Here is a 12,390-nt window from a genome sequence, read left to right as displayed (position 1 = left end):
CGTGAAGCGCCACCTCGTCTCCGCCGCCGATCTCAGCCGCGACGACGCGCTGCTGATCCTGGACACCGCCGAGGAGCTGGCCCAGCTCTCCGGCCGGGCCGTCAAGAAGCTGCCCACGCTGCGCGGCCGTACCGTCGTCAACCTCTTCTTCGAGGACTCCACCCGGACGAAGACCTCCTTCGAGGTCGCCGAGAAGCGCCTCTCGGCCGACGTCATCAACTTCTCCGCCAAGGGCTCCTCGGTCTCCAAGGGCGAGAGCCTCAAGGACACCGCGCTGACCCTGCAGGCCATGGGCGCCGACGCGGTGGTCATCCGCCACCACGCCTCGGGCGCGCCGGCCCGGCTGGCCCAGTCCGACTGGCTGCACGGCAGTGTGATCAACGCCGGTGACGGCACCCACGAGCACCCCACCCAGGCACTGCTCGACGCCTTCACCATGCGTCGCCACCTCAACCCGGGCGCCGGCCACGATCTCGCGGGCCGCCGGGTGACGATCGTCGGCGACGTCCTGCACAGCCGGGTCGCCCGCTCCAACGTCCACCTGCTGAACACCCTCGGTGCCCAGGTCACCTTCGTCGCCCCGCCGACGCTGCTGCCGATCGGCATCCGGAACTGGCCCTGCGAGGTCAGCTACGACCTGGACAGCGTGCTCCCCAAGACGGACGCGCTGATGATGCTGCGGGTGCAGCGCGAGCGGATGAACGCCGCGTTCTTCCCGACCGAGCGCGAGTACAGCCGCCGCTACGGCATGAACGGCCTGCGGCTGGCCCAGCTGCCGGAGCACGCGATCGTGATGCACCCCGGCCCGATGGTCCGCGGCATGGAGATCACCGCCGAGGTCGCCGACTCGCCGCGCTGCACCGCGGTCGAGCAGGTCGCCAACGGCGTCTCCGTCCGGATGGCCGTGCTCTACCTGCTGCTCGGCGGAGCCACCCTCGCCGACGCCCCCGCCGACGCCCCCCGCACCGAGACCGTGGAGACCGCTCAGTGACCACCTACCTGATCCGCAACGCCCAGATCCTCGGCGGCGCCCCCCAGGACCTCCTCCTCGCCGACGGTGTGATCAAGGAGATCGGTACCGGCCTGACGGCCGAGGCGGACATCGAGATCGACGCCACCGGGCTGGTCGCGCTCCCCGGCCTGGTCGACCTGCACACCCACCTGCGCGAGCCCGGCCGCGAGGACGCCGAGACGGTGCTCACCGGCACCCGGGCCGCCGCGATGGGCGGCTTCACCGCCGTGCACGCGATGGCCAACACCACCCCGGTGGCCGACACCGCCGGTGTCGTCGAGCAGGTCTGGCGGCTCGGCCAGGAGGCCGGCTACTGCGACGTGCAGCCGGTCGGCGCCGTCACCGTCGGCCTGGAGGGCAAGAAGCTCGCCGAGCTCGGCGCGATGCACGAGTCCGCCGCCAACGTCCGGGTCTTCTCCGACGACGGCAAGTGCGTGGACGACGCGGTGCTGATGCGCCGCGCCCTGGAGTACGTCAAGGCCTTCGACGGCGTCGTCGCCCAGCACGCCCAGGAGCCGCGGCTGACCGAGGGCGCCCAGATGAACGAGGGCCAGGTCTCCGGCGAGCTCGGGCTCGGCGGCTGGCCGGCCGTCGCCGAGGAGTCGATCATCGCCCGCGACGTGCTGCTCGCCGCGCACGTCGGCTCCCGGCTGCACGTCTGCCACGTCTCCACGGCCGGCTCGGTCGAGATCATCCGCTGGGCCAAGGCCAAGGGCTGGGACGTCACCGCCGAGGTGACCCCGCACCACCTGCTGCTCACCGACGAACTGGTCCGCTCCTACGACCCGGTGTACAAGGTGAACCCGCCGCTGCGCACCGCCGAGGACGTCCAGGCGCTGCGCAAGGCGCTCGCCGACGGCACCATCGACGCCGTCGCCACCGACCACGCGCCGCACCCGGCCGAGGACAAGGACTGCGAGTGGGCCGTCGCCGCGATGGGCATGGTCGGCCTGGAGACCGCGCTGTCGGTCGTCCAGCAGACCATGGTCGATACCGGCCTGCTGAACTGGGCGGGCGTCGCCGACCGGATGTCGCACCGCCCGGCCCGGATCGGCCGTCTCACCGGGCACGGCCGGCCGATCTCGGTGGGCGAGCCTGCCAACCTGGTGCTGTTCGATCCCGCGTACCGTGGTGCCGTGAACCCGGACAGCTTCGCCACCCGCAGCCGTAACACCCCCTACAAGGGCCTGGACCTGCCCGGACGGGTGCACGCCACCTTCCTGCGCGGGCGCGCCACCGTGCTGGCTGGCGAGCCGGCCGAGCGGGACGGCGCGCAGTGATGGACTACGCCACCCTCGCCAAGGAACAGGCGAAGGTCACCAACTGGCCCGGGTACATCGGCTGGTCCGTCGGCCTGCTGATCCTGATCGGCCTCGTCTACTGGCTGATGCGCCAGGGCTGGAACTGGCGTCGCACCCTGCAGTCCGGGATCCCGCCGCTGCCCGCCGTGCCCGACCGGGCCGGGCGCACCATCCTGGAGACCAGCGGCCGGTACCACGGCACGACCACCGCCGGGAACTGGCTCGACCGGGTCGTCGCGCACGGCCTGGGCACCCGCAGCCGGGCCGACCTCACCCTCGGCGAGGACGGCCTGCTGGTCCGCCGCCCCGGCGACGTCGACCTCTGGATCCCGGCCGCGAACCTGGCCGGTGCCCGCACGGACTCCGGGATCGCCGGCAAGGTCGTCCCGTCCGGGCTGCTCGTCGTCACCTGGACGCACGAGGGCACCGAGCTGGACTCCGGCTTCCGGGCCGACCACCCCGACGAGCACGCCGCCTGGGTCGAGGCGATCGCTCACCTTGCCACACGTACGCAGACGAAGATGACGGAAGAGGCCGCGCAATGACCGCACCTGCCCCCACCACGCAGCGCCGACGGCGGGAGCGTGTCGCCGCCGTGCTCGTCCTGGAGGACGGCCGGACCTTCCGCGGCCAGGCCTACGGCGCGATCGGCGAGACCTTCGGCGAGGCGGTCTTCAACACCGGCATGTCCGGCTACCAGGAGACCCTGACCGACCCGTCGTACCACCGCCAGGTGGTCGTGATGACCGCCCCGCAGATCGGCAACACCGGCTGGAACGACGAGGACGACGAGTCCCGGCAGATCTGGGTCGCCGGCTACGTCGTGCGCGACCCCGCCCGGATCGCCTCCAACTGGCGCTCGCGCCGCTCGCTCGACGAGGAACTGGTCCGCCAGGGCGTCGTCGGCATCAGCGGCATCGACACCCGCGCGCTGACCCGCCACCTGCGCGAGCGCGGCGCGATGCGCTGCGGCATCTTCTCCGGCGAGACGCTGGCCGACCCGGCCACCCTGCTCGCCCGGGTGCAGCAGTCGCCCGAGATGAAGGGCGCCGACCTGTGCGCCGAGGTCGCCACCACCGAGCCGTACGTGGTGCCCGCCATCGGTGAGAAGAAGTTCACCGTCGCCGCGCTGGACCTCGGCATCAAGGCGATGACCCCGCAGCGGATGGCCGAGCGCGGCATCGAGGTGCACGTGCTGCCCGCGAACTCCACCCTGGAGGACGTCTACGCGGTCAACCCGGACGGCGTCTTCTTCTCCAACGGCCCGGGCGACCCGGCCACCGCCGACCACCAGGTCGCCGTGGCGCAGGGCGTGCTGGAGCGCAAGACCCCGTTCTTCGGGATCTGCTTCGGCAACCAGATCCTCGGCCGCGCCCTGGGCTTCGGCACCTACAAGCTCAAGTACGGCCACCGCGGCATCAACCAGCCGGTGCAGGACCGCACCACCGGCAAGGTCGAGGTGACCGCCCACAACCACGGCTTCGCCGTGAACGCCCCGCTGGACAAGGTGAGCGACACCCCGTACGGGCGGGTCGAGGTCTCCCACGTCTGCCTGAACGACGACGTGGTCGAGGGCCTGCAGGCCCTCGACGTCCCCGCCTTCAGCGTGCAGTACCACCCCGAAGCGGCCGCCGGTCCGCACGACGCCGCCTACCTGTTCGACCGCTTCGTGAAGCTTCTGGAGGGCCAGCGTGCCTAAGCGCACTGACATCAAGTCCGTCCTGGTGATCGGCTCCGGCCCGATCGTGATCGGCCAGGCCGCCGAGTTCGACTACTCGGGTACGCAGGCGTGCCGGGTGCTCAAGGCCGAGGGCCTGCGGGTCATCCTGGTCAACTCCAACCCGGCCACGATCATGACCGACCCGGAGATCGCCGACGCCACCTACGTCGAGCCGATCACCCCGGAGTTCGTCGAGAAGATCATCGCCAAGGAGCGCCCCGACGCCCTCCTGCCGACCCTCGGCGGCCAGACCGCGCTCAACACCGCGATCTCGCTGGACGCCAACGGCGTGCTCGCCAAGTACAACGTCGAGCTGATCGGCGCCAAGGTCGAGTCGATCCACAAGGGCGAGGACCGCGAGCTCTTCAAGGGCGTCGTCGAGGCCGTCAACGCCAAGATCGGCCACGGCGAGTCCGCCCGCTCGGTCATCTGCCACACCATGGACGAGGTGCTGGCCGGCGTCGACACGCTCGGCGGCTACCCGGTCGTCGTGCGCCCCTCCTTCACCATGGGCGGCGCCGGCTCCGGCTTCGCCCACGACGAGGAGGACCTGCGCCGCATCGCCGGCCAGGGCCTGACCCTCTCGCCGACCACCGAGGTGCTCCTGGAGGAGTCGATCCTCGGCTGGAAGGAGTACGAGCTGGAGCTGATGCGCGACAAGCAGGACAACGTCGTGGTCGTTTGCTCCATCGAGAACTTCGACCCGATGGGCGTGCACACCGGTGACTCGATCACCGTCGCCCCGGCGATGACCCTCACCGACCGTGAGTACCAGATCCTGCGCGACGTCGGCATCGCCGTCATCCGCGAGGTCGGCGTCGACACCGGCGGCTGCAACATCCAGTTCGCCGTCAACCCCGAAGACGGCCGGGTCATCGTCATCGAGATGAACCCGCGGGTGTCCCGCTCCTCGGCGCTCGCCTCCAAGGCCACCGGCTTCCCGATCGCCAAGATCGCCGCCAAGCTGGCCGTCGGCTACACCCTGGACGAGATCCCCAACGACATCACCGAGGAGACCCCGGCCTCCTTCGAGCCGACCCTCGACTACGTCGTGGTCAAGGTGCCGCGGTTCGCGTTCGAGAAGTTCCCGAGCGCCGACGCGACGCTGACCACCACCATGAAGTCGGTCGGCGAGGCCATGGCCATGGGCCGCAACTTCCCCGAGGCGCTGCAGAAGGCGCTGCGCTCGCTGGAGAAGAAGGGCTCCCAGTTCTCCTGGACCGGCCCGGTGGGCGAGAAGGACGCGCTGCTGACCAAGGCCGGCGTGCCGACCGACGGCCGGATCAACACCGTGATGGAGGCGATCCGGGCCGGCGCCACCCCGGAGGAGGTGTTCGAGGCCACCAAGATCGACCCGTGGTTCGTCGACCAGCTCTTCCTGCTGGACGAGATCGCCGGCGAGCTGGCCGACGCCGCCGAGCTCACCCCCGACCTGCTGCGCCACGCCAAGCGCCACGGCTTCTCCGACCAGCAGGTCGGCGAGATCCGCGGCCTGAAGCCGGACGTGGTCCGCGAGGTGCGCCACGCCCTCGGCATCCGCCCGGTGTTCAAGACCGTCGACACCTGCGCCGCCGAGTTCGCCGCCAAGACCCCGTACTTCTACTCGTCCTACGACGAGGAGAACGAGGTCGCCCCGCGCACCAAGCCCGCCGTGATCATCCTGGGCTCCGGCCCGAACCGCATCGGCCAGGGCATCGAGTTCGACTACTCCTGCGTGCACGCCTCCTTCGCGCTCGCCGAGGCCGGGTACGAGACCGTCATGGTCAACTGCAACCCGGAGACCGTCTCCACCGACTACGACACCTCCGACCGGCTCTACTTCGAGCCGCTCACCCTGGAGGACGTGCTGGAGATCGTCCACGCCGAGCAGCAGGCAGGCCCGCTCGCCGGTGTGATCGTCCAGCTCGGCGGCCAGACCCCGCTGGGCCTGGCCCAGGCGCTCAAGGACAACGGCGTGCCGATCGTCGGCACCCAGCCCGAGGCGATCGACCTCGCCGAGGAGCGCGGCGCCTTCGGCCGCGTCCTGCGCGACGCCGGCCTGCCCGCGCCCAAGCACGGCACCGCCTTCTCCTTCGAGGAGGCCAAGGCGATCGCGGACGAGATCGGCTACCCGGTCCTCGCCCGCCCGTCCTACGTGCTCGGAGGCCGCGGCATGGAGATCGTCTACGACGAGGCCTCGCTCGCCTCCTACCTGGAGCGGCACGCCGGTCTGATCTCCGAGCACCCGGTGCTCATCGACCGCTTCCTGGACGACGCGGTGGAGATCGACGTCGACGCGCTCTACGACGGCACCGAGCTCTACCTCGGCGGCGTCATGGAGCACATCGAGGAAGCCGGCATCCACTCCGGCGACTCCGCCTGCGCGCTGCCCCCGATCACCCTCGGCGGCCACGACATCAAGCGCCTGCGCGCCTCCACCGAGGCCATCGCGCGCGGCGTCGGGGTGCGCGGTCTGATCAACATCCAGTTCGCCCTCTCCGGCGACATCCTGTACGTCCTGGAGGCCAACCCGCGCGCCTCCCGGACCGTCCCGTTCACCTCCAAGGCGACCGCCGTGCCGCTGGCCAAGGCCGCCGCCCGGGTCTCGCTCGGCGCCACCATCGCCGAGCTGCGCGCCGAGGGCCTGCTCCCGGCCGAGGGCGACGGCGGCACCCTGCCCGCCGACGCGCCGATCGCGGTCAAGGAGGCCGTGATGCCGTGGAGCCGCTTCCGCGACGTGCACGGCCGCGGCGTGGACACCGTGCTCGGTCCGGAGATGCGCTCGACCGGTGAGGTCATGGGCATCGACAAGGTCTTCGGCACCGCCTACGCGAAGGCCCAGGCCGGCGCCTACGGCGCGCTGCCGACCAAGGGCAAGGTCTTCGTCTCGGTCGCCAACCGCGACAAGCGCAACCTGGTCTTCCCGGCCCGTGCGCTCGTCAGCCTCGGCTTCGAGGTGCTCGCCACCGCCGGCACCGCCGAGGTGCTGCAGCGCGGCGGCATCCCGTCCACGCTGGTGCGCAAGCACAGCGAGGGCGAGGGCCCCAACGGCGAGAAGACCATCGTCCAGCTGATCCACGACGGTGAGGTCGACCTCATCATCAACACGCCGTACGGCACCGGTGGCCGCCTCGACGGCTACGAGATCCGCACCGCGGCCGTGGCCCGCGCGGTGCCCTGCCTGACCACCGTCCAGGCGATGGGCGCGGCCGTCCAGGGCATCGACCGGCTGCTGCGCGACGAGGTCGGGGTGATGTCGCTCCAGGAGCACGCCGAGCTGATCAACGCCGGCCGCAAGTAGCACCACCGTAGTGGGGGGCACCGAAGCCAGTCGGGTGCCCCCCACTCTTGTGCCCGAATCCGTTTTTCGCTGCGGGAGTTGAACCACCCTTGTACAAGCTTCTGTTCGACCTGGTCTTCAAGAAGATGGACCCGGAGAAGGCCCACCACCTGGCCTTCTTCTGGATCCGCCTCGCCTCCTCGGTGCCCGGCCTGCGCACCCTGGTGCGGCTGGTGCTCGCCCCGCGCGACCGCGCCCTGCGCACCGGCGCCCTCGGCCTCGACCTGCCCGGCCCGTTCGGCCTCGCGGCCGGCTTCGACAAGAACGGCGTCGGCATCGACGGCCTGGCCATGCTCGGCTTCGACTACGTCGAGATCGGCACCATCACCGGCGAGTCCCAGCCCGGCAACCCCGCGCCCCGGCTGTTCCGCCTGGTCGAGGACCGCGCGCTGATCAACCGGATGGGCTTCAACAACCAGGGCTCGGCCCGGGTCGCCGCCCGCCTGGCGGCCCGCCCGCACACCAGCTCCACCCCGGTGATCGGCGTCAACATCGGCAAGACCAAGGTCGTCGAGGAGGCCGACGCGGTCGCCGACTACGTCAAGTCCACCGAGCGGCTGGCCAAGTACGCCGACTACCTGGTGGTCAACGTCAGCTCGCCGAACACCCCCGGGCTGCGCAACCTGCAGGCCGTCGACCACCTGCGCCCGCTGCTCACCGCCGTCCGCGAGGCCGCCGACCGCACCACCGCGCACCACGTGCCGCTGCTGGTCAAGATCGCCCCCGACCTGGCCGACGAGGACGTCGACGCGGTCGCCGACCTCGCCCTGGAGCTGGGCCTGGACGGCATCATCGCCACCAACACCACGATCGGCCGCGAGGGCCTGCGCACCGACGCCGGGCGGGTCGAGGAGATCGGCATGGGCGGCCTGTCCGGCGCCCCGCTCAAGGCCCGCGCCCTGGAGGTCCTGCAGCGGCTGCGCGCCCGGACCGAGGGCCGGCTGACCCTGGTCTCGGTCGGTGGCATCGAGACCGCCGAGGACGCCTGGCAGCGGATCGTCCACGGCGCCGACCTGGTCCAGGGCTACAGCGCCTTCATCTACGAGGGCCCGTTCTGGTGCCGGAAGATCCACCGGGGCCTGTCCGCCCGGCTCCGGGCCGCGGGCTTCCGCGACCTCGCCTCGGCGGTCGGCAGCGCCGTGCGCAGCTCGTGAGCGACCCGGCTCCCGGCACGACCCGACGACCCGTACGACCCTCGGACCATTCGGAAAGGACGACATGACCCTCGCCCCGTTCGGCGCCCGGCTGCGCCAGGCCCTCGACACCCGCGGCCAGCTCTGCGTCGGCATCGACCCGCACGCCTCCCTGCTCGCCGCCTGGGGGCTTGGCGACGACCTCGCCGGGCTGGAGACCTTCAGCCGCACCGTGGTCGAGGCCCTGGCCGACCGGGTGGCCGTCCTCAAGCCGCAGGCCGCCTTCTTCGAGCGCTTCGGCAGCAAGGGCGTCGCGGTGCTGGAGAAGACCGTCGAGGAGGCCCGGGCGGCCGGCGCGCTGGTCCTGATGGACGCCAAGCGCGGCGACATCGGCTCCACCATGGCCGCCTACGCGGAGGCCTTCCTGTCGCCCGCCAGCCCGCTGTTCTCGGACGCCGTGACGGTCAGCCCGTACCTGGGCTTCGGCTCGCTGCGCCCGGCCCTGGACCTGGCCCGGGAGCAGGGCTGCGGCGTGTTCGCGCTGGCGCTCACCTCCAACCCGGAGGGTGCCGAGGTGCAGCGCGCGGTGGGCGCGGACGGCGAGCCGGTCGCGGCCTCGGTGCTGCGGCAGCTGGCGGCCGAGAACGTGGGCGCCGCGCCGCTGGGCTCCTTCGGCGCGGTGGTCGGCGCGACGCTGGCCGACGCGGGCGTCGAGCTGGCCATCAACGGCCCGCTGCTGGCCCCGGGGATCGGCGCCCAGGGGGCGACCATGGCGGACCTGCCGCGGGTGTTCGGTGCGTCGGTGATCAACGTGGTGCCCAGCGTGAGCCGGGACGTGCTCAAGCACGGCCCCTCGGTGCCGGCGCTGCGGGAGGCGGCGGACCGCTTCGTCGGCGAGTTCGCGGACGCGGTCAAGTAGCCGCCCGGTGACCCTGTGGAGTGTCCGCAGGGTGGCGACGGCGCCGCGGAGTTGACGTGAGCGCCGTCACATCGGGACTGTCAAAGTCTCGCAATCGCGGTCATTTTGCCCTGGAAAGTCCTGGTCGGCCTTGGCTGACCAGGACTTTTCGTGTTCTTTTCCTGACGTGGCGCCGCAATACGGGTAGTGTCCGGCGATAGGTCATCGGCGAGCCGTGATTTTCGCGGCTCCCGCAGGTCAGGGCCTTGTGGTTCCCCTTGCGGACGGTCTCCTGGGTACCAAACCAGTCCTAGCTCAATTCCTTCCATCCACACCTGAGGTGAATGGCGTGGCTCTTCCGCCCCTTACCCCTGAACAGCGCACCGCCGCGCTCGCCAAGGCCGCCGAGGCTCGCCGGGAGCGCGCCGAGGTCAAGAACCGACTCAAGCACTCCGGCGCCTCCCTGCACGAGGTGATCAAGGCCGGCAAGGCCGACAACGACGTCATCGGCAAGATGAAGGTCTCGGCCCTGCTGGAGTCGCTTCCGGGCGTCGGCAAGGTCCGTGCAAAGCAGATCATGGAGCGCCTCGGCATCAGCGAGAGCCGGCGTGTCCGGGGTCTCGGCACGAACCAGATCGCCTCCCTGGAGCGGGAGTTCGGCGGGGGTGCCGTCTGACCGTGCCCCGGTGGTCCCGTCATCGTCCGCGATCCGGGATAATCGGTGCATGAGTGAGCGTCCGCGGCTGACCGTGCTCTCCGGCCCCTCGGGGGTCGGCAAGAGCACGGTCGTCGCTCATATGAGGAAGATGCACCCCGAGGTCTGGCTCTCGGTGTCGGCGACGACCCGGCACCCGAGGCCCGGCGAGAAGAACGGGGTCCAGTACCACTTCGTCGACAACGACGAGTTCGACAAGCTGATCGCCAACGGCGAGCTGCTGGAATGGGCCGAGTTCGCCGGGAACCGCTACGGCACCCCGCGCGCGGCCGTGCTGGAGAAGCTGGAGCGCGGCGAGCCCGTGCTGCTGGAGATCGACCTGCAGGGCGCCCGGCAGGTGCGCGAGTCGATGCCCGAGGCGCAGCTCGTCTTCCTGGCCCCGCCGAGCTGGGACGAGCTGGTCCGCCGGCTGACCGGCCGGGGCACCGAGTCGCAGGACGTGATCGCGAAGCGGCTCGACGCCGCCAAGGTCGAGCTCGCGGCCGAGACCGAGTTCGACACGACCCTTGTCAACACCTCCGTCGAGCAGGTAGCGGCCGAACTGCTAGCCTTGCTCGGTGTAGCCTGACCTGTCTGTCTTTTCCACCCTTTCGGAAGGTTTTCGCGTGTCCTCTTCCATGACCGCGCCCGAGGGCATCATCAACCCGCCGATCGACGAGCTGCTCGAGGCTACCGACTCGAAGTACAGCCTCGTGATCTACGCCGCCAAGCGCGCGCGCCAGATCAACGCGTACTACTCCCAGCTCGGTGAGGGCCTGCTGGAGTACGTCGGCCCGCTGGTCGACACCCACGTGCACGAGAAGCCGCTGTCGATCGCGCTGCGCGAGATCAACGCGGGCATGCTGACCGCCGAGGCGGTCGAGGCTGCCTGAGGCGGTCGGTGATTTTCGGGAGGGCCCGGCGGAATCGTTTCCGCCGGGCCCTCCCGTTTGTGTCGGCGGGCCCGCCGGTCGTGCCGCAGGGGGTGGGGCACTGCGCGGGCGGCAGCTGAGGGGCCGTAGGGTGGGCGGGTCCCGATGCGGAGAAAGGCCGGGTAAATGAACGCTGGTGCGGACGCCCCCCGTGTGGTCCTCGGTGTGAGCGGCGGGATCGCCGCGTACAAGGCGTGCGAGCTGCTGCGCCGGTTCACCGAGTCCGGTCACCAGGTCACCGTGGTGCCCACCGAGGCGGCGCTGCACTTCGTCGGCGAGGCGACCTGGGCCGCGCTGTCCGGCCGCCCGGCCGCCACCGAGACCTGGGAGCGCGTGCACGAGGTGCCGCACGTGCGGATCGGGCAGCAGGCCGACCTGGTCGTGGTCGCCCCGGCCACCGCCGACCTGATCGCCAAGGCCGCCCACGGCCTCGCCGACGACCTGCTGACCAACACGCTGCTCACCGCCCGCTGTCCGGTCGTCGTGGCGCCCGCCATGCACACCGAGATGTGGGAGCACCCGGCCACCCGGGACAACGTCGCCACGCTGCGCCGCCGGGGCGTGATCGTGCTGGAGCCGGCCGTCGGCCGGCTCACCGGCAAGGACACCGGCAAGGGACGGCTGCCCGAGCCGTCGGCGATCTTCGACGCCTGCCGGGCCGTGCTGCGCCGCGGCGGTGCGGTGCCGACCGACCTCGCGGGCCGACACGTGGTGGTCTCGGCCGGCGGCACCCGGGAGCCGCTCGACCCGGTGCGCTACCTGGGCAACCGCTCCTCCGGCAAGCAGGGCTACGCGCTGGCCGTGACAGCCGCGGCGCGTGGGGCCCGGGTGACCCTGCTTTCGGCCAATGCCGAGCTGCCGGACCCGGCCGGGGTGGACGTGGTGCACGTGTCGACCGCGCTCGAGCTGCGCGAGGCGGCGCTCAAGGCGGTCGCGGACGCGGACGCCGTGGTGATGGCCGCGGCGGTGGCGGACTTCCGGCCCGCCGAGTACGCGACCGGCAAGATCAAGAAGGTCGAGGGGGTCGAGCCGGCGCCGGTCGCGCTGATCCGCAACCCCGACATCCTGGCCGAGCTGTCGGCCCACCGGCCCCGTTCGGGTCAACTGGTGGTGGGTTTCGCGGCGGAGACCGACGAGGTGCTCGCCAACGGCCGCGCCAAGCTCGCCCGCAAGGGCTGCGACCTGCTCGTCGTCAACGAGGTGGGCAACGGCAAGGCCTTCGGCACGGACGTCAACGAGGCCGTCGTCCTGGGCTCGGACGGCAGTGAGACGCCCGTTCCGGTGGGTCCGAAGGAGGCGCTCGCGGACGTGATCTGGGACCTGGTCGCAAAGAGGCTGGAAACGAGCGGCAACTGATCGGAAGAGGCTGCAGAACGCTCGA

11 protein-coding genes are annotated in these 12,390 nt (G+C 71.3%); all 11 read left to right on the top strand.

Going from position 1 to position 12,390, the window contains the following annotated elements; translation table 11 throughout:
- The first annotated feature begins 1 nt into the window (after nt 1).
- The 11 genes from ACIBEC_RS04035 (at nt 2) to coaBC (ending at nt 12,365) form a co-directional block, all read left to right on the top strand.
- Nucleotides 2–991 carry an aspartate carbamoyltransferase catalytic subunit gene (locus ACIBEC_RS04035; RefSeq protein ID WP_360507545.1) on the top strand — a complete coding sequence of 330 codons (990 nt, stop codon included), beginning with the start codon at nt 2–4 and terminating at the stop codon, nt 989–991.
- The gene (locus ACIBEC_RS04030) at nt 988–2,292 is read left to right on the top strand and encodes a dihydroorotase (RefSeq protein ID WP_360507542.1); all 1,305 of its coding nucleotides are present in this window, start codon (nt 988–990) and stop codon (nt 2,290–2,292) included. Before ACIBEC_RS04035 ends, ACIBEC_RS04030 begins: the two co-directional genes overlap by 4 nt.
- Nucleotides 2,292–2,858, top strand: a complete 567-nt coding sequence (locus tag ACIBEC_RS04025) for a hypothetical protein (protein WP_360507539.1) — start codon at nt 2,292–2,294, stop codon at nt 2,856–2,858. Before ACIBEC_RS04030 ends, ACIBEC_RS04025 begins: the two co-directional genes overlap by 1 nt.
- Complete coding sequence (gene carA / locus ACIBEC_RS04020; RefSeq protein ID WP_360507536.1) at nt 2,855–4,012, top strand: glutamine-hydrolyzing carbamoyl-phosphate synthase small subunit; 1,158 nt, start codon at nt 2,855–2,857, stop codon at nt 4,010–4,012. Before ACIBEC_RS04025 ends, carA begins: the two co-directional genes overlap by 4 nt.
- Nucleotides 4,005–7,313 (top strand): carbamoyl-phosphate synthase large subunit, encoded by a 3,309-nt coding sequence (carB, locus tag ACIBEC_RS04015; RefSeq protein WP_360507533.1) that lies wholly within the window; start codon nt 4,005–4,007, stop codon nt 7,311–7,313. The genes carA and carB overlap by 8 nt, the downstream gene beginning before the upstream one ends.
- A gap of 89 nt (nt 7,314–7,402) precedes the next feature.
- Nucleotides 7,403–8,506: a quinone-dependent dihydroorotate dehydrogenase gene (locus ACIBEC_RS04010; RefSeq protein WP_360507530.1), complete on the top strand. Its 1,104-nt coding sequence runs from the start codon at nt 7,403–7,405 to the stop codon at nt 8,504–8,506.
- Nucleotides 8,507–8,570: 64 nt separating this feature from the next.
- Nucleotides 8,571–9,404: an orotidine-5'-phosphate decarboxylase gene (gene pyrF, locus ACIBEC_RS04005; protein ID WP_360507528.1), complete on the top strand. Its 834-nt coding sequence runs from the start codon at nt 8,571–8,573 to the stop codon at nt 9,402–9,404.
- Nucleotides 9,405–9,732: 328 nt separating this feature from the next.
- Nucleotides 9,733–10,059: an integration host factor, actinobacterial type gene (gene mihF, locus ACIBEC_RS04000; protein ID WP_360507525.1), complete on the top strand. Its 327-nt coding sequence runs from the start codon at nt 9,733–9,735 to the stop codon at nt 10,057–10,059.
- A 49-nt stretch (nt 10,060–10,108) separates the two neighbouring features.
- Nucleotides 10,109–10,666, top strand: a complete 558-nt coding sequence (gene gmk / locus ACIBEC_RS03995; protein ID WP_360507522.1) for a guanylate kinase — start codon at nt 10,109–10,111, stop codon at nt 10,664–10,666.
- A 37-nt stretch (nt 10,667–10,703) separates the two neighbouring features.
- The gene (gene rpoZ, locus ACIBEC_RS03990; RefSeq protein ID WP_030056185.1) at nt 10,704–10,970 is read left to right on the top strand and encodes a DNA-directed RNA polymerase subunit omega; all 267 of its coding nucleotides are present in this window, start codon (nt 10,704–10,706) and stop codon (nt 10,968–10,970) included.
- A 165-nt stretch (nt 10,971–11,135) separates the two neighbouring features.
- Nucleotides 11,136–12,365 carry a bifunctional phosphopantothenoylcysteine decarboxylase/phosphopantothenate--cysteine ligase CoaBC gene (gene coaBC, locus ACIBEC_RS03985; RefSeq protein ID WP_360507519.1) on the top strand — a complete coding sequence of 410 codons (1,230 nt, stop codon included), beginning with the start codon at nt 11,136–11,138 and terminating at the stop codon, nt 12,363–12,365.
- The last annotated feature ends 25 nt before the right edge of the window (nt 12,366–12,390 follow it).

The sequence above is a fragment of the Kitasatospora sp. NPDC051164 genome (assembly GCF_044455625.1).
Classification (GTDB): Bacteria; Actinomycetota; Actinomycetes; order Streptomycetales; family Streptomycetaceae; genus Kitasatospora.
Note: the sequence above shows the minus strand (reverse complement) of the source record. Positions and strands in the feature narration are given on the sequence as shown.

Excerpts from the sequence above, each read along its gene's own strand:
- ACIBEC_RS04025 (WP_360507539.1), top strand. The coding sequence starts at position 2,292 with ATGGACTACGCCACCCTCGCCAAGGAACAGGCGAAGGTCACCAACTGG.
- carA (WP_360507536.1), top strand. The coding sequence starts at position 2,855 with ATGACCGCACCTGCCCCCACCACGCAGCGCCGACGGCGGGAGCGTGTC.
- pyrF (WP_360507528.1), top strand. The coding sequence starts at position 8,571 with ATGACCCTCGCCCCGTTCGGCGCCCGGCTGCGCCAGGCCCTCGACACC.
- gmk (WP_360507522.1), top strand. The coding sequence starts at position 10,109 with ATGAGTGAGCGTCCGCGGCTGACCGTGCTCTCCGGCCCCTCGGGGGTC.
- coaBC (WP_360507519.1), top strand. The coding sequence starts at position 11,136 with ATGAACGCTGGTGCGGACGCCCCCCGTGTGGTCCTCGGTGTGAGCGGC.